The sequence below is a fragment of the Sphingosinicella sp. YJ22 genome, assembly GCF_011320075.1.
Lineage (GTDB): Bacteria > Pseudomonadota > Alphaproteobacteria > Sphingomonadales > Sphingomonadaceae > Allosphingosinicella.
Map to the genome: position 1 here is coordinate 102,520 of NZ_JAANPA010000002.1, position 19,277 is coordinate 121,796.

18 protein-coding genes are annotated in these 19,277 nt (G+C 68.4%); 10 read left to right on the plus strand and 8 right to left on the minus strand.

Features of this window, described 5'->3' with window-relative positions; translation table 11 throughout:
* Nucleotides 1–48: 48 nt before the first annotated feature.
* Nucleotides 49–1,638 (plus strand): bifunctional phosphoribosylaminoimidazolecarboxamide formyltransferase/IMP cyclohydrolase, encoded by a 1,590-nt coding sequence (purH, locus tag G7B71_RS01695; protein ID WP_166037211.1) that lies wholly within the window; start codon nt 49–51, stop codon nt 1,636–1,638.
* On the opposite strand, the gene G7B71_RS01700 is transcribed toward purH, so the two are convergent.
* From G7B71_RS01700 to G7B71_RS01710, 3 genes are all read right to left on the minus strand, one after another.
* A complete protein-coding gene (locus G7B71_RS01700) occupies nt 1,635–3,155 on the minus strand; it encodes an oligosaccharide flippase family protein (RefSeq protein ID WP_166037213.1) in 1,521 nt (506 codons plus the stop codon). The genes purH and G7B71_RS01700 overlap by 4 nt on opposite strands.
* Entirely contained in the window at nt 3,152–5,935 is a 2,784-nt protein-coding gene (polA, locus tag G7B71_RS01705; RefSeq protein WP_166037215.1) for a DNA polymerase I, read from the minus strand. The genes G7B71_RS01700 and polA overlap by 4 nt, the downstream gene beginning before the upstream one ends.
* An 80-nt stretch (nt 5,936–6,015) precedes the next feature.
* Nucleotides 6,016–7,080 carry a toll/interleukin-1 receptor domain-containing protein gene (locus G7B71_RS01710; protein ID WP_166037217.1) on the minus strand — a complete coding sequence of 355 codons (1,065 nt, stop codon included), beginning with the start codon at nt 7,078–7,080 and terminating at the stop codon, nt 6,016–6,018.
* A 122-nt stretch (nt 7,081–7,202) separates the two neighbouring features.
* Between G7B71_RS01710 and G7B71_RS01715 the strand changes: the two genes are divergently transcribed.
* Nucleotides 7,203–8,051: an alpha/beta hydrolase gene (locus tag G7B71_RS01715; RefSeq protein WP_166037219.1), complete on the plus strand. Its 849-nt coding sequence runs from the start codon at nt 7,203–7,205 to the stop codon at nt 8,049–8,051.
* On the opposite strand, the gene nadB is transcribed toward G7B71_RS01715, so the two are convergent.
* Both nadB and G7B71_RS01725 read right to left on the minus strand, forming a co-directional pair.
* A complete protein-coding gene (gene nadB, locus G7B71_RS01720; protein ID WP_166037221.1) occupies nt 8,048–9,664 on the minus strand; it encodes an L-aspartate oxidase in 1,617 nt (538 codons plus the stop codon). The genes G7B71_RS01715 and nadB overlap by 4 nt on opposite strands.
* A 104-nt stretch (nt 9,665–9,768) precedes the next feature.
* The gene (locus tag G7B71_RS01725) at nt 9,769–10,692 is read right to left on the minus strand and encodes an ABC transporter ATP-binding protein (RefSeq protein ID WP_166037223.1); all 924 of its coding nucleotides are present in this window, start codon (nt 10,690–10,692) and stop codon (nt 9,769–9,771) included.
* A gap of 74 nt (nt 10,693–10,766) precedes the next feature.
* Between G7B71_RS01725 and G7B71_RS01730 the strand changes: the two genes are divergently transcribed.
* From G7B71_RS01730 to G7B71_RS01755, 6 genes are read left to right on the plus strand one after another with little or no spacing between them, the layout of a single operon-like run.
* Complete coding sequence (locus G7B71_RS01730; protein ID WP_166037225.1) at nt 10,767–10,970, plus strand: zinc-finger domain-containing protein; 204 nt, start codon at nt 10,767–10,769, stop codon at nt 10,968–10,970.
* Between the two features lie 48 nt (nt 10,971–11,018).
* A complete protein-coding gene (tldD, locus tag G7B71_RS01735; RefSeq protein WP_166037227.1) occupies nt 11,019–12,443 on the plus strand; it encodes a metalloprotease TldD in 1,425 nt (474 codons plus the stop codon).
* Entirely contained in the window at nt 12,440–12,973 is a 534-nt protein-coding gene (locus G7B71_RS01740) for a DUF924 family protein (RefSeq protein ID WP_166037229.1), read from the plus strand. Before tldD ends, G7B71_RS01740 begins: the two co-directional genes overlap by 4 nt.
* Nucleotide 12,974: 1 nt before the next feature.
* Nucleotides 12,975–13,184 carry a DUF2007 domain-containing protein gene (locus tag G7B71_RS01745; protein ID WP_166037231.1) on the plus strand — a complete coding sequence of 70 codons (210 nt, stop codon included), beginning with the start codon at nt 12,975–12,977 and terminating at the stop codon, nt 13,182–13,184.
* Nucleotides 13,185–13,243: 59 nt separating this feature from the next.
* Entirely contained in the window at nt 13,244–14,170 is a 927-nt protein-coding gene (locus tag G7B71_RS01750) for an ABC transporter ATP-binding protein (RefSeq protein ID WP_166037233.1), read from the plus strand.
* Nucleotides 14,163–15,026, plus strand: a complete 864-nt coding sequence (locus tag G7B71_RS01755) for an ABC transporter permease (protein WP_166037235.1) — start codon at nt 14,163–14,165, stop codon at nt 15,024–15,026. Before G7B71_RS01750 ends, G7B71_RS01755 begins: the two co-directional genes overlap by 8 nt.
* Here the strand turns inward: G7B71_RS01755 and G7B71_RS01760 are convergent.
* Together G7B71_RS01760 and recQ are read right to left on the minus strand one after the other, a co-directional pair.
* The gene (locus tag G7B71_RS01760) at nt 15,023–15,424 is read right to left on the minus strand and encodes a TIGR01244 family sulfur transferase (RefSeq protein ID WP_166037237.1); all 402 of its coding nucleotides are present in this window, start codon (nt 15,422–15,424) and stop codon (nt 15,023–15,025) included. The two genes, G7B71_RS01755 and G7B71_RS01760, sit on opposite strands and share 4 nt — an antisense overlap.
* Nucleotides 15,411–17,189 carry a DNA helicase RecQ gene (gene recQ / locus G7B71_RS01765; RefSeq protein WP_243406044.1) on the minus strand — a complete coding sequence of 593 codons (1,779 nt, stop codon included), beginning with the start codon at nt 17,187–17,189 and terminating at the stop codon, nt 15,411–15,413. The genes G7B71_RS01760 and recQ overlap by 14 nt, the downstream gene beginning before the upstream one ends.
* A gap of 282 nt (nt 17,190–17,471) precedes the next feature.
* Here recQ and G7B71_RS01770 point away from each other — a divergent pair, with 282 nt between their 5' ends.
* On the plus strand, nt 17,472–18,431 hold the full coding sequence (locus G7B71_RS01770) for a L,D-transpeptidase (RefSeq protein WP_243406045.1): 960 nt from the start codon (nt 17,472–17,474) through the stop codon (nt 18,429–18,431).
* 84 nt (nt 18,432–18,515) lie between these two features.
* The gene (locus tag G7B71_RS01775) at nt 18,516–18,812 is read left to right on the plus strand and encodes a hypothetical protein (RefSeq protein WP_166037242.1); all 297 of its coding nucleotides are present in this window, start codon (nt 18,516–18,518) and stop codon (nt 18,810–18,812) included.
* 52 nt (nt 18,813–18,864) lie between these two features.
* Here G7B71_RS01775 and G7B71_RS01780 read toward each other — a convergent pair whose 3' ends face one another.
* The gene (locus tag G7B71_RS01780; RefSeq protein WP_166037244.1) at nt 18,865–19,149 is read right to left on the minus strand and encodes a hypothetical protein; all 285 of its coding nucleotides are present in this window, start codon (nt 19,147–19,149) and stop codon (nt 18,865–18,867) included.
* Nucleotides 19,150–19,277 lie beyond the last annotated feature (128 nt).

The window sequence follows — 19,277 nt, forward strand, 5'->3', positions numbered from 1 at the left end:
CGGCGCGGCTAAAGGCGCGGCACGTCGACCCGAGGGGCCCGCTTTTCAATGACCGATATCCGCATTCGCCGCGCCCTGCTGTCCGTGTCGGACAAAGCGGGCCTGACCGATCTCGCAGCCGCACTGGCGCGCCACGGCGTCGAGCTGGTTTCGACCGGCGGCACCGCCAAGGCGCTGCGCGAAGCGGGGCACGAGGTGCGCGACATCTCGGATCTCACCGGTTTTCCGGAGATGATGGACGGGCGCGTGAAGACGCTTCACCCGGTCGTCCATGGCGGTCTACTCGGCGTGCGCGGCAACCCGGCCCACGAGCAAGCGATGGCCGACCACGGCATCGGCCCCATCGATCTCCTCGTCGTCAATCTCTATCCGTTCGCGCAGACCGTCGCGAAAGGCGCCGAGCGCGACGAGATCATCGAGAATATCGATATCGGCGGCCCGGCGATGATCCGCTCGGCCGCGAAGAACCACGACGCGGTCGCTGTGGTGACCGAGCCGGGCGACTACCAGACGGTGATCGAGGAGCTGGACGCGAAAGGCGGCGCCACCGGCCTCGATCTGCGCCGCGCGCTCGCCAAGCGCGCCTTCGCCCACACCGCGGCATATGACTCGGCGATCGCCAGCTGGTTCGCCTTCGCCGACGCCGGCGAGCGCTTCCCGCAGACCCTGCCGCTCGCGCTCGCTCTCGCCACCAAGCTCCGCTACGGCGAGAACCCGCACCAGCATGCCGCGCTCTACCTGCCCCAGGCCGTCGGCGCTCCCGGAATCGCGCAGGCGCGCCAGGTCCAGGGCAAGGAGCTGAGCTACAACAACTTGAATGATGCCGACGCGGCGCTGGAGCTGGTCAGCGAGTTCCGCGACTCCGGCCCGGCCTGCGTCATCGTCAAGCACGCCAATCCGTGCGGCGTCGCGATCGGTGGAAGCGTCGTCGACGCTTATGAAGCGGCCTTCGCCTGCGACACCGTCTCGGCCTTCGGCGGCATCATCGCCGTCAACCAGCCGCTCGACCGCGCCGCGGCCGAGGCGATCACCCGGATCTTCACCGAGGTCGTGATCGCGCCCGACGCCGACGAGGAGGCCCGCGCGCTGTTCGCCGCCAAGAAGAATCTACGCCTGCTTCTGACCGGCACCATGCCCGACCCGGCGCGGCCGGGTCTCACCCTGAAGTCGATCGCCGGCGGCGTTCTCGTCCAGTCGCGCGACAACGGCCGGCTCGACGAGGACGGCATGCGGGTGGTGACCAAGCGCGCGCCGACGGCGCAGGAGCTGGCCGACTGCCGCTTCGCCTGGACCGTCGCCAAGCACGTCAAGTCGAACGCCATCGTCTATGCCAGGGACGGCGTCACCACCGGCATCGGCGCAGGCCAGATGAATCGACTGGAAAGCGCCCGCATCGCCGCCTGGAAAGCCAAGGACGCGGCGGACAAGGCCGGGTGGCACCAGCCGCGCACGATCGGCTCGGCAGTGGCGTCAGACGCCTTCTTCCCCTTCGCCGACGGTCTTCTCGCCGCCGCCGAGGCGGGCGCGACCGCGGTGATCCAGCCCGGGGGATCGGTGCGCGACGACGAGGTGATCGCCGCCGCCGACAACGCCGGTCTCGCCATGGTCTTCACCGGAATGCGCCACTTCCGCCACTAAGGCGCGAGGTTCGGCAGCGCCGGCTCCTCGTCCTTGCGGAGACGGAAGAGGATACGGTCCTCGGCCGTAAAGCCGCGAGTCCACACCATCACACCGAAGGCGATGAGGATCAGCGGCGCGCCGAGCGTCAGCTGGAACCAGTCAGGTAGCCACATGATCGGCAGCCCCACGATCAGCGCCGCAGCGGCCGCCCAGCCGAGCGACCAGCGCCAGCCGACCACCGGATCGCCGAGCAAATGCTTGAGCAGCCGCGCCTTGAGGATCGACGACATGCCGAGCGCCAACGCCAGAGCGCCGGCGGCCCCGGCCGACTGGTAAACCTGCCGCTCCTCGTCCGGCAGACCGAGCGCGCCGATGGCCGTGAGGATCGCGACCGTAAGGACCGCCTGGACCCCGATCATCAGCGCCGAGATCATCAGGTTGCGATTGCGCGCGACATAGACGAGCGCGGCCTCCGACACCGCTGCGGTCGCCGCGACCGCCTCGGCACCGAGCAGGAAGGCGAGCGCCAACGCGCCGCCGGCGAAGGCCGTGCCGACCAGGCTCATCAGCGCCTCGCCGGGGATGCCGAGGGCGAAGGCGATGCCGAGCTGCGCCGCGATGATCCAGAAGCCGACCTGGCGGACCTGCCTGGCGACCGCCTTATAGTCCTTCGCAGCGAGGCGCTCGGTGATCACCGGCGCCAGGATCGGGTCGAAGCTGGTCTTCATCCGCTGCGGAAGCGAGGCGATCTGCTGGGCGACATAATAGACGCCAACATAATAAGGCGCGACGAACAGGCCGAGGATCGCCACGTCGAGGCGGCGCGAGCCCCATTCGATCGCGTCGGCGCCGGCGAGCGGGATGTTGTGGCGGGCCAGCTCCAGCGATTTGCCGGGATGCGGCGTCCATCCCCTCGGCACGCCATAAGCGCGCAGCAGCGGGACCAGCGAGGCGATCAGCCCCGCCACGATCGAGATGACGTAGGCGATGATCAGTCCGTCGCGCGACGAGAAGAACACCATCACGCCGGCGGCGATGCTGATCGTCCACGGCTCGACGATTGCCCGCGCCCGCACCGTGGCGGCGATATTGTGCTGGTAGGCGAGCGCGGCGAGCGCGACGTCGGCGCCGGCGATTCCGAAGATCACCAGCGGCAGCAGCCAGTCGGCGCCGTAGATCTCGCTGTTGGGGAACATCGCCTGCGGAAAGACCATCAGCACGGCGCTGGCGATCGCCGAGGCAATGAATGCGGCGAGCAGCGAATCCCACACCACGCAGACATGCGGCCTATCGGTGCTCTGCAGCTGCTGGGCGAGGCCGCGCTTGAGGCCGAGCGTGGCGAGCTGCGCCGCGAACTCGATGACGATGATCGCGTAGGCGAAGCGGCCGAGGATCTCGGGGCCGTAGAACTGACCGGCAATGAACAGGAAGGGCAGGCGCGCGACGAGGCGCAGCACGAAGCCGAAGAAATTGGTTCGCCCGCCCTTGGCGAGGGCGGCGATGTCGTCGTCAGGCGGCGAAGCGGCGGCGGTCAATGCGCGGCGCCCCAGTTCGCGCCGCTGCCGATCTCGATGCCGAGCGGAACGCTCAGCTTCACCGCCGGCTCGGCGGCGCCGGCCATGACGTCGCGGATGATCGGCGTCGCCCGCTCGACGTCCGCCTCGGGCATTTCGAACACCAGCTCGTCATGGACCTGGAGCAGCATTCGGACGCGGTCGAGCCCCGCCGACTTCAGCGCCGGGTTCATCCGCGCCATCGCGCGCTTGATGATGTCGGCGGCGGCGCCCTGGATCGGCGCGTTGATCGCCGCGCGCTCGGCGCCCTGGCGCTCGTGCTGCACCTTGGACTTGAGGCCGGGGAAATGGGTCTTGCGCCCGAACATGGTGGTGGTGAAGCCGGTCTCGCGCGCCTTGGACAGCGTTTCCGCGATGTAGTTGCGAACACCGGGGAAGCGGTCGAAATAGCGGTCGATGATGTCGTGGGCCTCGTCGGCGGTGGTCGAGAGACGCTGCGCCAGGCCCCAGCGCGAGATGCCGTAGAGGATCGCGAAGTTGATCGTCTTGGCGCTGGCGCGGGTGTCGCGGTTGACCTCCCCGAACAGCTCCTGCGCGGTCATGTTATGGATGTCCGCACCAGCTGCGAATGCCTCCTTGAGTTGCGGAACGTCGGCGACGTGGGCGGCAAGGCGCAGCTCAATCTGGCTGTAGTCGGCGGCCATCAGGACATTACCGTCCTCGGCGACGAATGCGTCGCGGATGCGTCGGCCGATCTCGGTGCGGATCGGGATGTTCATCAGATTGGGGTCGGTCGAGGCGAGCCGTCCGGTCTGCGCCCCCGATAGGCTGTAGCTGGTGTGGACCCGTCCGGTCTCGGGGTTGATCTGCTCCTGCAGCGCGTCGGTATAGGTCGACTTCAGCTTGGTGAGCTGGCGCCATTCGAGCACCAGGGCGGCGATCGGCACGCCTTCGCGGGACAGCCGCTCGAGCTCGTTGACGTCGGTCGACCAGGTGCCGGACTTGCCCTTGCGGCCGCCCTTCAGCCCCATCTGGTTGAACAGCACGTCGCCAAGCTGTTGCGGACTACCGATGGTGAAGCTGCAGCCCGCCTCGCCGCAGATCCTTTCTTCCAGCGAGGCGATCTGCGTGTTGAACTCGGCCGACAGGCCGCGCAGCGCCTCCCGGTCGACCTTGACGCCTTCGCGCTCCATCTTGCCGATCACCGCGACCATCGGCCGGTCGACCTGCTGGTAGACGCGGCTCGCCCGCTCCAGCGGCAGCCGTACCCTGAACCGGTTCCACAGCCGAAGCGCGACGTCGGCGTCCTCCGCGGCATATTCGGTGGCGCGCTCGACGGGCACCTGGCTGAACGGGATCTGCTTGGCGCCGGTCCCGCACAATTCCTTGTAGGTCAGGCACTGGTGATCGAGATGCTGCTTGGCGAGGTCGTCGAGGCCATGACTGGCGAGTCCGCCGGCGTTGAGGTTGAAGCTCATCACCAGAGTGTCGTCATAGGGCGCCATGCAGATGCCGCGCCGATCAAGGACGACCCAGTCGAACTTGAGGTTATGGCCGATCTTGAGGACCGCCGGATCCTCGAGCAGCGGCTTGAGCTTGGCGAGAACGAATTCGGCCGGCAGCTGGTCGGGCCGTTCGGCGAACATGTCGGTGCCGCCATGCTCAAGCGGGATGTAGCAGGCGACGTTGGCCTCGACCGCGAGGCTGATGCCGACCAACCGCGCGGTGACGCAGTCGCGACCGTCGGTCTCGGTATCGATCGCGACGAAGCCCTGCGCCCGGGCGACGCCGATCCACTGGTCGAGCGCTTCCTCGGTGGTGACTGTGACATATTGGCTGCGATCGATATCCGGCTCGGGACGAACCTCGGCCTGGCTCGGAACGGTCCCGGGTGACGCCCCCGCTTCCGACGCCGCTGCCGCACCGCCGCTGCGGCCGTTGAGACGCGCGAGCAGGGTCTTGAAGCCGTGATGCTCGAGGAACTCGCGCAGCGGACCGTCGGGAATGCCCTTCATCGACAGGTCCTCGAGCGGTTCGGGCAGCGGCGCGTCGCAGACCAGCCGAACCAGCTCGCGGCTCAACCGCGCCATGTCGGCATGCTCGATCAGATTCTGCTTGAGCTTGGGCTTCTTGATTTCCTCGACGTTGGCGAGGACGTTCTCCACCGTTCCATATTGCTGGATGAGCTGGCTCGCGGTCTTCGGCCCGACTCCGGGGACGCCGGGAACGTTGTCGACGCTGTCGCCCATCAAGGCGAGGACCTCGCCGACCTGCTCGGGGCCGACCCCGAACTTCTCGATCACCTGCTCGCGGCCGATGCGGCGGTCGTTCATCGTGTCGTACATGTCGACGCTGCCGTCCTCGACGAGCTGCATCAAATCCTTGTCCGAGCTGACGATGGTGACTTTCCATCCCGCCGCCTTGGCCGCCATCGCGTAGCAGGCGATGATGTCGTCGGCCTCCAGCCCGTCCTCCTCGATGCACGGGATCGAGAAAGCGCGGGTGGCGTCGCGGATCAGCGGGAATTGCGGGACCAGCTCCGGCGGCGCCGGCGGGCGGTTGGCCTTATACTGGTCGTACATCTGGTTGCGGTGGGTGCTCTCGGTCTTGTCGAGGATCACCGCGAGGTGGGTCGGACCGTCGGCCTTGCCGAGATCCTCGGCCAGCTTCCACAGCATCGTCGTATAGCCATAGACCGCGCCGACGTTGAGGCCGTGCTTGTTGGTCAGCGGCGGCAGCCGGTGGAAGGCGCGGAAGATATAGCTCGAGCCGTCGACGAGATAGAGATGCGGGGAGGACATGACGGACCCGTCTAGCCGAGGGGCAAGCGGGTGCAAACCTTTCCACCCTATTGCGCCGTTGGGAGGCGAATTGGGTGGGGCTACTGCCCCAAGCTCGCCACCAAGCCGCACCCTCCGGCGATCCTGAGCGCTGCCGGATCGGCATAGGCGTTGACTCGGTCGTCGAGCCAGCGCGCCGCGGCGCGCAGGTCGTCGGCGGGCGCGTCCGGGGTGGCCGCTGCGGCCGCGCCTTCGGCCGGCCCGGTGAACAGGGGGAGAAGGACGCCGCGCAGATCGCCGCCTTCCCGGTCGATGATCTCGTCGATCGGGGGCAGGGCCAGATAGCGGCCGTCCTCGTCGGCGATCTCGAGGCCGTGGGCGGGCGAGAAGACGTTGTCGACCAGGCTTCTGACATGGCGTCCGGCGGTCGCTCCGCGGTCGCCCAGGCCGGTCCACCACAGGCGCAGGGCGGCGTCATCGATGGGCGGTTCGACCTGCCCCGGAGCGCCCACCAAGGTCTCGTTGCGATGCTGCAGCTGGTTGGCCGCGCTGCGCAGCCGGGCGACCGCGTCATTCTGGCGCAGCTGGCAGCGCGACTCCTGCGCCTCGCCGTAGCTGACCAGGCCGACGGCGACGACCGCGACGGCAAGGCCGGCGACGAGCCCGCGCCGCAGGAGCGCGCCGCTGCGCCTGGCCGACGGTTTGGGGCGGGCGTCCGGGCGAGGCTTCTTTCCTGCCGGCCGCGCACACGGCTCGGGCGGCGGGCCGGCGGCGTCGAGCCGCTTGCCGACATGGGCGATCAGCTCCGCCAATGCCGGGTCGCCGGCGTCCCCGGTCCAATCCGTCGCGTCGAAAGCCTGCCACTCGCCGAAACCCAAGGGCGGAAGCACCGTATCGACGAGCACGCCGAGATAGGCGCCGCGCTGGGCGGCTCGCCGTGCCTCCTCGCGGACGAAGTGGCCCTCGGGGCCCACCGAGTGGCGGCTCCACAGCACGATGCACAGCCGGGCATCGTCCAGGGCGGCTTCCAGCGCGAACTGCCAGTTGGCGCCGGGCGAGATGTCCTGGTCCCAGAATGTCGCGAAGCCCGCGTCGCGCAGCACCGCGACCAGCGCCCTCGCCCTCCCGCCATCCTCGCGCTTGTACGAAACGAAGATGTCGCTCACGGCCGTCCCAGCCCCCAGGTGCGCCTGCCGCGCCGGAGAGTGCGGTCAAATCGCGGACCTGTCCAGCCGGTGGACCGGGTTCGTAAGGTCACGTTCAATTGTCGTGGGTTAGCTCGGGCCTGATGAACCGCCGCGCCTTCCTCATCCAGTCCGTCGCGTTCGCGGTTGCCGCCAGCGCGCCCTTGCCGGCGCTGGCGCAGCCCGCGCGTCGCGCCCGCTTCGAACCGACCCGTTTCTCGGTGCAAGTCGCGGGCAGCGGGCCGGACGTGCTGCTGATCCCCGGCCTCGGCTCCGGCCGAAACGTCTGGCGGCGCGCGGTCGCGGCGGTGCCGGGCCATCGCTATCACCTCATCCAGGTCGCGGGCTTCGCGGGCGATCCGGCGCGCGGCAATGCCGACGGGCCGGTGGTGGCGCCGCTGGCGGCGGAGATCGCGCGCTACATCGAATCGCGCGGCCTCGACCGGCCGGCGGTGATCGGACATTCGATGGGCGGCACGGTCGGAATGATGCTGGCCGCGCGCCACCCGGACCTTGTCGGCCGGCTGATGGTCGTCGACATGATGCCGCAGCCGACCAGCCTCTATGGCGGGGCGATGGCCTCGCAGCTGGCGACCGGCCTGCAGTCGATGGTCGGCAGCCGGCAGGGACGGCAATTGCTGTCCTCGATCGTCTCCGCGTTCAGCCCGCCCGAGGCGTCGGACTCGCGCAGCGATCCGGACGTGGTCGCCCGCGCCATGCACGAGCTCGGCACGATCAACCTGACGGGCGAGCTGGCGCGCATCCGGGCGCCGATGACGGTCGTCTATGCCGCTGCGGATCCGGGGACTGGCGAAGCGACCGCGCGGGCGTTCAACGCCGCCTATGCCAATGCGCGCGGCGCGCGGCTGGTGCGGATCGACGACAGCGGCCACATGATCATGGCCGATCAGCCGACCCGCTTCGCCCGCGAGATGAGCGACTTCCTGCGCTAGGCCGGCGTCAGCACCGTATCGCGCGCCTCGAGCGAGCGGTCGGGATAGTCAGCATTGTAGTGGAGGCCGCGGCTTTCCTTGCGCTCGAGCGCGCAGCGGACGATCAGCTCGGCGGCCTGGAGCAGGTTCCTGAGCTCGACGAGGTCCGGGGTGACTCGGAAATGGCCGTAATAGTCGGCCACCTCCTCCTTCAGCATGTTGATCCGGGTCTGCGCCCGCTCCAGCCGCTTGGTGGTGCGGACGATGCCGACATAATTCCACATGAAGCGTCGGATCTCGGTCCAGTTCTGCTTGATCACCACCTCCTCGTCGGAATCGGTGACCCGGCTCTCGTCCCACGGACGGATGGGCGGCGGCGGGGGCAGGTCGTCCCAGCAATGCGCGATGTGGCGCGCGACCGCCTCGCCATAGACGAAGCATTCGAGCAGCGAATTGGAGGCGAGGCGGTTGGCGCCGTGAAGGCCCGACTGGCTGACCTCGCCGGCGGCGTAGAGGCCGGGCAGGTCGGTGCGCCCGTCGCGGTCCACGATCACGCCGCCGCAGGTATAATGCTGCGCCGGCACCACCGGGATCGGCTGCTTGGTCATGTCGATGCCCAGATCGAGCAGGCGCGCATAGATGGTCGGGAAATGCGCGACGACGAAGGCGGGGTCGCGGTGGCTGATGTCGAGATGGACATAGTCGAGGCCCAGCCTCTTGATCTCATGGTCGATGGCGCGGGCGACGATGTCGCGCGGCGCCAGCTCCGCCCGGTCGTCGAAGTCCGGCATGAAGCGATGGCCGGTCTCGGGAATCAGCAGGTGGCCGCCTTCGCCGCGCACCGCCTCGGTGATCAGGAAATTCTTGACGTCATGATTGTACAGGCAGGTCGGGTGGAACTGCATGAACTCCATGTTGGATACCCGCGCTCCCGCCCGCCACGCCATGGCGATGCCGTCGCCGGTCGCGCCCTTGGGCGCGGTCGAGAAGAGGTAGGTGCGCCCGGCGCCGCCGGTGGCGAGCACGGTGGCCCGGGCGGTGAACAGCTCGACCCGGCCGGTGCGGCGGTTGATCGCGTAGCAGCCCCAGACATGGCCGGCGCCCGAATATGGCTGCTCGTGACGGCTGGTGGCGAGATCGATCGCGACCATGTCCGGCACCATTCGGATGTTAGGGTGGGCGAGCGCGGCCTTGAGCAAGGCGTCCTGCACCGCCCAGCCGGTCGCGTCGTCGACATGGACGATGCGCCGATGGCTGTGGCCGCCCTCGCGGGTGAGGTGCCAGCGGCCCCCATTGCCTTTAACGCCTTCCTCGCCGCTCGGCGCGGTGAACGGGACGCCGAGCTGGGCGAGGCGCTCGATCGCCGCCGGCGCGTTCTCGACCACGAACTCAACGGTGCCGCGGTCGTTGAGCCCGGCGCCGGCGACCATCGTGTCCTCGATATGGCTTTCGAACGTGTCGCCTTCCTCGAGCACCGCGGCGATGCCGCCCTGGGCATGCGCGGTCGACCCTTCGTTGAAGCCGCCCTTGGCGAGCACGGTGACCTGGAAGCGGTCGGCGAGGTTCAGCGCGGCCGTCAGCCCGGCGGCGCCGGAACCGATGATGAGGACGTCGCTCGTACGATTATCCGCCAATTCGAACTCCGCTCAGGCTGAGCCTGTCAAAGCCCTGCCCTTCCTAGCGTTGCTAAAGGGAAGAAGCGGCCTTCGACAAGCTCAGGCCGAACGAGTCCTGGGTTCTAGATGTTCGCGCCGCGGGTGAGATTGAGGAAGACGTCCTCCAGATCCGCTTCCCGGGTCGACACGTCGACCAGCCCCAGCCCCTCGCGCTGAAGCGCCGCGAGCACGTCGCCGGCATTCACCTTGTCCTTGCGGTAGGTGATGGTGAGGGTGCGCGGCCCGGTCACCTCGATCTTCTCGAAACAGGACGCGTCGGGCGCCCCGGCGAGGTCGCGGTCGACCGTCACTTCGACCGCCTTCTCCTGCGCCATGCCGACCAGGGTCCGGGTCGCCTCATTGGCGATGAGCTTGCCGTGGTTGATGATGGCGATGCGGTCGCACAGCTCCTCGGCTTCCTCGAGATAATGGGTGGTCAGCACGATGGTGACGCCCTGCGCGTGGAGCTCGCGAACGAACTCCCACAATTGCTGGCGAAGCTCGACGTCGACGCCCGCGGTCGGCTCGTCGAGCACCAGGATCGGCGGCGAATGGACCATCGCCTTGGCGACGAGCAGGCGCCGCTTCATGCCTCCCGACAGGGTGCGCGAATAGGCGTCGGCCTTGTCGTCCAGCCGCACCGCGCGGAGCAGTTCCATGGTCCGGCGCTGCTCCTTGGGCACGCCGTACAGGCCCGCGGTCAGCTCAAGCGTCTCGGCCGGCGTGAAGAAGGGATCGAACAGGATTTCCTGCGGCACGATGCCGATCGCCCGCTTGGCGTTGCGCGGGTGCTCGTCGATGTCGAAGCCCCAGATCGACACGGCGCCGTCGCTCTTCGACACCATCCCGGAGAGGATGTTGATCAGGGTCGACTTGCCGGCGCCATTGGGGCCGAGCAGGCCGAAGATCTGGCCGCGCGGCACGTCGATGCTGACTCCGTCGAGGGCGCGCTTGCCGCCGGCATAGGTTTTCTGGAGGTCGCGGATTGAGATGGCGGCGTCGGTCACCCGCCGGCGCTTAGAAGGTTTGCCGCTTCGACGGAAGCGTTGCCCGCCCGCCGCCGCTCCGCTAATCGCGGCGCATGGCCACCGACCCTTACACGCCTGAGATCGCCTATACCGAGACCGCGCGCGTCGCCTGCGACGGCGCGACGGAGATCTCGCCCGCGCTCGGTCACCCGCGCGTCTACCTGCAGATCGACGAGAAAGGCTTCGTCGACTGCGGCTATTGCGACAAGCGCTTTATCCTCAAGGGCGGACCGGCGGACGACCGCTCCTGCGCCTGAATCGCTCTGGCGGGGTGACGGGGTGAACGAAGCCCCTATATCGGGCGCATGACCCCCGATCCCCGCAGCTTCCTCTACCGGCCCGGCGGCCTCGATCCCGACGCCGCGCTTCGCCTCACCGCCGACGCGCTCGGCCGGCTCGACGATGGCGAGTTGTTCCTCCAGTACACCGCGTCGGAAAGCTTCGGCTTCGACGACGGGCGACTGAAGACCGCCGATTTCAACACGCAGGCCGGGTTCGGCCTTCGCGGCGTGTCGGGCGAGACCACTGCCTTCGCCCATGCCAACGAGATCAGCGAGGCGGCGATTCGCCGTGCCGCCGAGACCCTGACCATCCTCGATCCGACCAAGGGCGTTCGCGCCGCGCCGCCGCGTCGGACCAACGCCCGGCTCTATGTCGACGACGATCCGCTGAGCCTGATTCCCTTCGCGAAGAAGGTGGCGCTGTGCCAGCAGATCGATGCCGCCGCCCGGGCCCGCGACCCGCGCGTTGCCCAGGTCTCGGTGACGCTCGCCGCGTCTTGGAGCGTGGTCGAGGTCGTCCGCGCCGACGGTTTCGTCGCCCATGACGTGCGCCCGCTGGTTCGCCTCAACGTCCAGATCGTCGCCGAGCAGAACGGCCGCCGCGAGACCGGCTATCACGGTCTCGGCGGGCGCTATCTCTATGACAGCCTGTTCGAGCCGGAGACTTGGAACCGCGCGATCGACATCGCCCTCGCCCAGGCGCTGGTGAATTTGGAAAGCGTCGCGGCGCCCGCGGGCGAGATGATTGTGGTGCTCGGCAATGGCTGGCCCGGCGTGCTTCTGCACGAGGCGATCGGCCACCCGCTCGAGGGCGACTTCAACCGCAAGGGGACCTCGGCCTTCTCCGGCCGTCTCGGCGAGCGAGTCGCGGCTCCGGGAGTCACCGTGGTCGACGACGGGGCGATCGACCGCCGCCGCGGCTCGCTGACCATCGACGACGAGGGCACGCCGACGCAGCGCAACGTCCTGATCGAGGACGGCATCCTCAAAGGCTATATCCACGACCGGTTGAATGCCCGGCTGATGGGCGTCGAGGCGACCGGCAACGGCCGCCGCGAGAGTTTTGCGCACGCGCCGATGCCGCGCATGACCAATACCTTCATGCTCGGCGGCAAGGACGATCCGCAAGAGATCCTGGCGCGGGCGAAGAACGGCATCTACGCCAAAAGCTTCGGCGGCGGCCAGGTCGACATCACCTCCGGAAAATTCGTGTTCAGCTGCACCGAGGCCTACCGGATCGAGAACGGCAAGCTTGGCGCGCCGATCAAGGGCGCGACGCTGATCGGCGACGGCCCCAGCGTCCTCACCAAGGTCGCCGCGATCGGCAACGACATGGCGCTCGACGAAGGCGTCGGGGTGTGCGGCAAGGGCGGCCAGTCGGTCCCCGCGGGCGTCGGCCAGCCGACCTTGCTAATCGAGGGCCTCACCGTCGGCGGGACCGCCGCTTGAGCTGGCAGCAGGAGATCCTCGACTTCTGGTTCGGGCTCTCGAGCGAGCAGCATTGGAAGGCCGATCCGGCGATCGACGCCGCCTGCCGAGAGCGTTTCCTCGACATTTGGGAAGGGCAAAGGTCCCGCCCCGCGACCGACTTCCTGGATTCGCCCGAAGAGGCGCTCGCCGCCATCCTCCTGTTCGACCAGATGCCGCGCAACATGTTCCGCGGCGACGCTCGCTCGTTCGCGACCGACAAGCTCGCCCGAGACATCGCCGACGGCGCGGTCGAGCGGGGCTATGACGCCAAGCTGCCGGTGGAGCGGCGGATCTTCCTCTACATGCCGTTCGAGCATAGCGAGGATCTCGCCGATCAGGACCGCTCGGTGGCCCTGTTCGAGGCGCTCGGCGACGATTTCTATACGGGCTTCGCCCGCAAGCACCGCGACGTTATCGCCCGCTTCGGCCGCTTTCCCCACCGCAACGCCGTCCTCGGCCGGGCCTCGACCGAGGCGGAGACCGAGTTCGGGCTGGAGCCGGCCTGGTAGGATGGGCCTGGTCCTCGCCGCGCGCTTCTACAACGGAATCGAGGCGGGCATCGCCCAGTCCCGCCTCACCGACGCGGGGATCGACAGCTTCATCTTCGATCTCGAGATGAACTGGGGCGGCCTTGGCGCCGTGCCGGTGCGGCTCATGGTGCTCAACGAGGATCTCGACGCGGCACGGGCGGTGCTGGACGCGGATTCCCCCGCCAGCTAGCTTGACTCAAGGACTTAGGTGATTTAGCCGAATAACACACCTGGCCTTGGGGGGGGGGAATGAGCGCAGCGGATAGCCCGGTCGTCGAGCTGGAAAGCCTCGGCAAGACCTATGGCAGCGGCGCCCGCGCGGTGCGCGCGGTGCAGGACGTCACCATCTCGGTCGCGCCGGGTGAGGTCTATGGCTTCCTCGGCCCCAACGGCGCCGGCAAGAGCACGACCATCAGGATGCTGCTCGGTCTGATCGCGCCGAGCGCGGGCCGGATCCGCCTGATGGGCCGCGACCTCGCGTCGGACCCGTCGGTGCTTCGCCATGTCGGCAGCCTCGTCGACGGCGGCAATTTCTATCCCTTCCTGTCGGGCCGCAGGAATCTCGAAGTTCTCGCCCGGACCCATGGCGGCGGCCAAGAGCGGATCGACAGCCTGCTCGATCAGGTCGGGCTGGCGAAGGACGGCCGGCGCAAGGTCAAGGGCTATTCCACCGGCATGCGCCAGCGGCTCGGAGTCGCCGCGGCTTTGCTCAACGATCCCGACATCGTCATCCTCGACGAGCCCGCCAACGGCCTCGACGCGGCCGGCATCCAGGAGATGCGCGCGCTGATCCGCCGCCTCGCCGCCGAGGAGGGCAAGAGCGTGTTCCTGTCGAGCCACCTCCTCCACGAGGTCCAGCAGATGTGCGACCGCGTGGCGATCATCAGCCAGGGTGTGGTCATCCGCGAATCCACGATCGCCGACCTGCTCCGCCAGGACGATGGGCTGATCGTCGAGGCGCAGCCGCTCGACACCGCGCAGAGCGCGCTGGAATCGCGCTGGCGCTGCACGCGCAACGGCGTCGCGCTTCACGTCCAGGCGCCGCGCGACGACGCGCCCGAGATCGTCCGCCGCCTCGTCGGCGCCGGAGTCGAGCTGTTCGGGCTCAGCGCGGAGCAGCGCAACCTTGAGGAGGTGTTCCTGTCCATGACCCAGCCGGAGGCGGCCAATGCTTAGCGTGATCTCGGCCGAGGCGCTGAAGTTCACCCGCCACCGCGCCACCTGGGGCCTGGTGTGGATCTGGCCGATCGGCCTCACCCTCATCTGGCTGCTCGCCATCGGCGCCGAGCTGTCGGGCGCCGGCGGGGAGGCCGGAGGCGACGGCCGCGGCGGGCCGACCGCGGCGGGGTGGATCGCCGACAATGTCGGCTTCTGGAGCGTGCCCGGGCACACGTTCGGCCGCTACATCATCGGTGCGTTCGTGGCGGTGGTGTTCGCCGGCGAATATGGCTGGAACACCTGGAAGCTGGTCGTGCCGCACCGAGCGCGGAACACGCTGATCGCCGCCAAATATGCGATCGCCTTCATCCTGATGGCGATCGGCTTCACGCTCGCCGCCTTGCTGTTCAACCTGTTCGGCTGGCTCGAGGACGTCGTCACCGGCGATTCCATACCGGCGGGCATCACGGCGGGCGCTCTGCTCAAGGCCCATGGCGCTGGCGCCCTGGCGGCGCTCCCGGCCGTGCTTCTGACCATGGCCTATGTCAGCCTCGCGGCGATCCTCACCCGCTCGACCGTCGCCGCGTTGGTGATCGGCCTGGTGGTGACGACGGTGGAGCAGCTGTTCTTCAACTTCGCGCCGATGTTCGAGCCTTATGCGCCGTCGCTGGTGAGCACGTTCTACCAGGTGCTGCCCGGCTATCACGTCGCCAACGCGGCCAGCGTGATCTCCCAGGGAAGGGTTGTGGAAATTCCCTTCCAGTCTGGCGCCTTCTCGACGTCCATCGCCACCTCGCTGGCGATGGTGGGGGCATGGACCTTTGCGATGGTCGCCCTGACCTTCTGGAGCTTCAGGCGCCAGGACATCAACTAGCGCAGGAAGCGGCGGATCGGCGTGAGGTCGTAGCCGGCCTCCGCCGCCTGCCCGACGAGCGTGTCGCCGTCGGCGCCGCCCAGCGAACGGGCCAGGGCCCAGACATAGGTGGAGCGGGTGCCGGACCTGCAGAATGCGAGGATCGGACCGGTCGCCTCATCGAACGCCTGACGGGTCGCCTCGATCGCCTCGGGTGTCAGCTGCGAAACGGGGATGGCGCGGTAGGCGATTCCGGCCGCTTCGGCTGCCGCTTCGATCTCGGCGCCGGCGGGCTGGCCGGGCTCCTCTCCGTCCGGGCGGTTGTTGACGATCAGCGCGATGCCCTGCGCCCCCAGCTCCGCCACCTCGTCGGGGCTGATCTGGCCGGCGACGAACATGCCATCTTCAAGCCGCCGCATCTTCGACCTCCCGGATCACTTCGAGGAAGGCGTCGCCATAGCGTTCCAGCTTGGCGGCGCCGACGCCCGGCACCTCCGCCATCGCGCGAAGCGAGGACGGCCGAAGCGCCGCCATCTCGCGCAACGTCGAATCATGGAAGATGACGTAGGGCGGCACACCCGCCTCGGCGGCGAGCGCGCGGCGGCGGGCGCGCAGCGCCTCGAACAGGGGATCGTGCGGGAAGTCCACCGAGCCCTTGCGGTCGCGCCGCTTGCTCCGCTTGGGCGGCACGACGATGCGCAGCGCCTCCTCGCCCTTGAGGAATGCTTTGGCTGCGGGGCCGAAGGAAAGTCCGCCGAAATCGTCGGCCCGAAGCGCGTCGCGGGCGAGGAGGGCTCGGGCGACCGGCTTGACCAGGGCCAGCTCGGCCGCGTCGGCGATCCCGAACACGCTCAGCCGATGGTGGCCCGAGGCAAGGACCTTGTCGGTTTCCTTGCCGGCGAGGACGTCGGTCAAATGGCCGATCCCGAACCGCATCTCGGTCCGGAAGGCGGCGCTGAGCAGCTTCTGGGCGGTGGTGGTCGCGTCGATCGCTTCGGGAGGATTGAGGCAATTGTCGCAATTGCCGCAGGCCTCGGGCGGGTCCTCGCCGAAATGGCGGAGCAGGATCGCCCGGCGGCAACCCGCGGTCTCGACCAGCGTAGCGAGCGCGTTCAGCCGTTCGCGCTCACCCGGCCGGCGGGATTCCTCGACCTCGGTCTCGATCCGCCGCCGCGCGCGCGAAAAGTCCTCGGCGCCCCAGAACAGCCAGGCCTCGGCGGGCTCGCCGTCGCGGCCGGCGCGGCCGGTCTCCTGGTAATAAGCCTCGATCGACTTGGGCAGGCCGGCATGGGCGACGAAGCGCACGTCCGGCTTGTCGATGCCCATGCCGAAGGCGATCGTCGCCGCCATCACCATCTCCTCGGAGCGGACGAACGCCGCCTGGTTGCGCTGGCGGATCTGCGGCTCGAGGCCGGCATGATAGGGCAGGATCGGGCGGCCCTTAGCGGAGAGCTGTTCTGCCAGCTTCTCGGTCGCCGCGCGGCTGGTCGCATAGACGATGCCCGGCCCCGGCTGCTCGGCGAGGACCGCCTTCACCTGCGCCGCCACTCCGTCGCGCGGGCGGACGTGATAGCGGATGTTGGGCCGGTCGAAGCCGGCGACGATCATCCCGTCCTCGGGGATCCCGAGCTGGACCGCGATGTCGGCGCGGGTCCGCCGGTCCGCCGTCGCGGTCAAAGCGAGCCGAGGGACTTGCGGAAAGGCATCAAGCAGCGGCCGGAGCAGGCGATAATCCGGGCGGAAGTCGTGGCCCCATTCGCTGACGCAATGCGCCTCGTCGATCGCGATCAGCGCGAGCTTGGTGCGGGACAGCAGGTTCCTGAACGCCTCCCCGGTCGCCCGCTCCGGAGCGACGTAGAGCAAGTCGAGCTCGCCCCGCTTCAGCCGCTCGACCGTCTCCGCGCGGTTGTTGTCGGCTGACGTCATGGCGGCGGCATGGATGCCGAACGCGTCCGCCGCGCGGATCTGGTCGTGCATCAGCGCGATCAGCGGCGAGATGACCAGCGCCGTCCCCTCCCGCGCCAGCGCCGGCACCTGGTAGCAGAGCGACTTGCCGGCGCCGGTCGGCATGACCGCGAGCGTATGGGCGCCGACCATGACCCGGCCGACGACCTGCTCCTGGACTCCGCGGAAGGCGGAAAACCCGAAAATCGTGTGGAGGATGTCGAGGGGAGGGCCAGGCACGATGCGAGCTTTAGCATCACGGCCGTCACGGCCAAGCCACGACTCGGCCCCGCCGCGCGAAAGGTCCCAATGTTCGCAGTGGCCAAGCATTTGCGCTGCCGGGGAAAGAAACGGACGCGGCCTCAACCGAAACAGAGTGGATGCAGTTCCTGTTGAGAACATATCAAGAATAATCGTGTCATGTCAGAGGGCTTTCCCGCGCCTTGAACCCGTGAACAGCGAAGGAACGAGGCGGCCGCTCGTTCGTAGGTTAGATAAGCCCTCAGCCCGAAGGACGTGCCGATGACGCGTAAGCTCATCGCCGCCCTCCTGCTCGCCGGCGCTCCCTTGAGCCCCGCATTCGCCCAGGACGGCGGCGCCTACACATTCTCTCTCGACCTCTCTTCCGAGGCCTTTGCCGGCGCTCGGAGCCGGGACGTGCTTGCGGTCCAAATTCTGCTTGACCGAAGCCGCCATTCGCCGGGAGTGATCGACGGACTGTCCGGCGGCAACACCGAGCGGGCGATCCGCGCCTATCAGCGCGCCAACGGCCTCGAGGTTACCGGAGAGCTCAGCCAAGGCCTGCTCGACAGACTGGCCGACGCGCATCCGGGCGATCTGGTTCGTCGGCATACCCTCACCGAGGAGGAGGTGAGCGGTCCATTCGTCTCGGTCCCGGACGGCTTCGAGGCGATGGCTGAGTTGGACCGTCTTGCTTACGAGCGGCCGTCGGAGAAAATCGCCGAAAAATATCACATGGACGAGGATTTCCTGCGCGCGCTCAATCCGGATGCGGATTTCGGCCGCGCCGGGACGGAGATCTTGATCGTGCAGCCGGGTGACGAGCAGATCGGCCAGCCGGTCGAACGCATCGAGATCGACAAGGCGGCCCGCGCGGTGCGCGCTTATGCGGGCGACGGGACTCTCCTCGCCACTTATCCGGCAACGGTCGGAAGCAGCACATTTCCAAGCCCCAGCGGCTCGATGACGGTCAACGCCGTCGCGCCCGACGCCACTTATCATTTCAATCCGTCGGGCCGTTCGTGGGGCCCCGACCGACAGATCACCATCGCGGCCGGTCCGAACAACCCGGTCGGCGGCATCTGGATCGATCTGTCCAAGGACGGTTACGGCATTCACGGATCGCCGGCACCGCAGCTGATCGGAAAGACCGCCAGCCACGGCTGCGTTCGCCTGACGAACTGGGACGCGCGCGAACTGGCCCAAGCCGTATCGCAGGGAACCGCGGTCCACTTCGTGTGACCGGGTGCCTGTTCCGCTTCGGGCAGGCAGGGATGCGGAATCACCGGGCGACACCAGGCAGACAGTAAAAACAAAGGAGAGACGATGAAACTTGATCGCCAGCAAGTCGCGACCATTCGAAAGCAGACCGGGATTGCGCCGATCCCGGTGTCGGCAGCCAACGCCTCCGGGCTCACGCGCGTGTTCGGGGAGCAGACTTTCTATGTCGGAGCCCGCTCCCTTTATGTTTTCGAGAGGGTGGAATCGCCGTCCGGAGAGGGTGAACCCGTCATGGCCATTCGAATCGGGCAGGTCCAGGCGCCCGACGATGACGAGGCGCCCCTGGTCGTGCGTGCGGCAGAACCGCGCCTCACCAGTCTGCAGGCGGATCTGGCGGCCTGATCCGAACCACGCCGTCCTTCCGGGACGGAGGGTTGCCGGCGCGGCGGGCCGCCTATCTGACGGCGGCCGCTTCATTCGCGACGATCGCGTCGCGTTGTTCCTGGCTCATGGCAGCGACGTTGCGGTCGGCCGCGGCAATGGCGTCGGCGCGTTCCTCACCGGCCTGACGGACCTGCTCGGCCCGTTGGTCGAGCGCATCGGCCCGGTTCTCCATGGAGTCGGCGCGCGCGTCGGCGGCGTTCTCGACGCGGTCGGCCAAGTTTTCCGTAGGACTTTGATTGCAGCCCGCGACCGCCAGGGCGCCCAGCGCAACGCCGATGATGAGTGAGATTTTCATTTCAAATCCTTCGGTTCGGTTTCCCCGGTGCAGCTTTCCCGCGCTCCCCCGCCGGCGCTCCAGCGACGGCGGGGGTGCGGGTGTCCGGGCAGGTCAGCTTCTGCCCGCCGGGCGATCGTCCTGGCCGT

What these genes read in the sequence shown, in the direction of transcription:
- G7B71_RS01715 (WP_166037219.1), top strand. Translation starts at nt 7,203, where the DNA reads ATGAACCGCCGCGCCTTCCTCATCCAGTCCGTCGCGTTCGCGGTTGCC.
- tldD (WP_166037227.1), top strand. Translation starts at nt 11,019, where the DNA reads ATGACCCCCGATCCCCGCAGCTTCCTCTACCGGCCCGGCGGCCTCGAT.
- polA (WP_166037215.1), bottom strand. Translation starts at nt 5,935, where the DNA reads ATGTCCTCCCCGCATCTCTATCTCGTCGACGGCTCGAGCTATATCTTC.
- G7B71_RS01745 (WP_166037231.1), top strand. Translation starts at nt 12,975, where the DNA reads ATGGGCCTGGTCCTCGCCGCGCGCTTCTACAACGGAATCGAGGCGGGC.
- purH (WP_166037211.1), top strand. Translation starts at nt 49, where the DNA reads ATGACCGATATCCGCATTCGCCGCGCCCTGCTGTCCGTGTCGGACAAA.
- G7B71_RS01770 (WP_243406045.1), top strand. Translation starts at nt 17,472, where the DNA reads ATGACGCGTAAGCTCATCGCCGCCCTCCTGCTCGCCGGCGCTCCCTTG.
- G7B71_RS01755 (WP_166037235.1), top strand. Translation starts at nt 14,163, where the DNA reads ATGCTTAGCGTGATCTCGGCCGAGGCGCTGAAGTTCACCCGCCACCGC.
- G7B71_RS01760 (WP_166037237.1), bottom strand. Translation starts at nt 15,424, where the DNA reads ATGCGGCGGCTTGAAGATGGCATGTTCGTCGCCGGCCAGATCAGCCCC.
- G7B71_RS01750 (WP_166037233.1), top strand. Translation starts at nt 13,244, where the DNA reads ATGAGCGCAGCGGATAGCCCGGTCGTCGAGCTGGAAAGCCTCGGCAAG.
- G7B71_RS01775 (WP_166037242.1), top strand. Translation starts at nt 18,516, where the DNA reads ATGAAACTTGATCGCCAGCAAGTCGCGACCATTCGAAAGCAGACCGGG.
- G7B71_RS01730 (WP_166037225.1), top strand. Translation starts at nt 10,767, where the DNA reads ATGGCCACCGACCCTTACACGCCTGAGATCGCCTATACCGAGACCGCG.
- G7B71_RS01780 (WP_166037244.1), bottom strand. Translation starts at nt 19,149, where the DNA reads ATGAAAATCTCACTCATCATCGGCGTTGCGCTGGGCGCCCTGGCGGTC.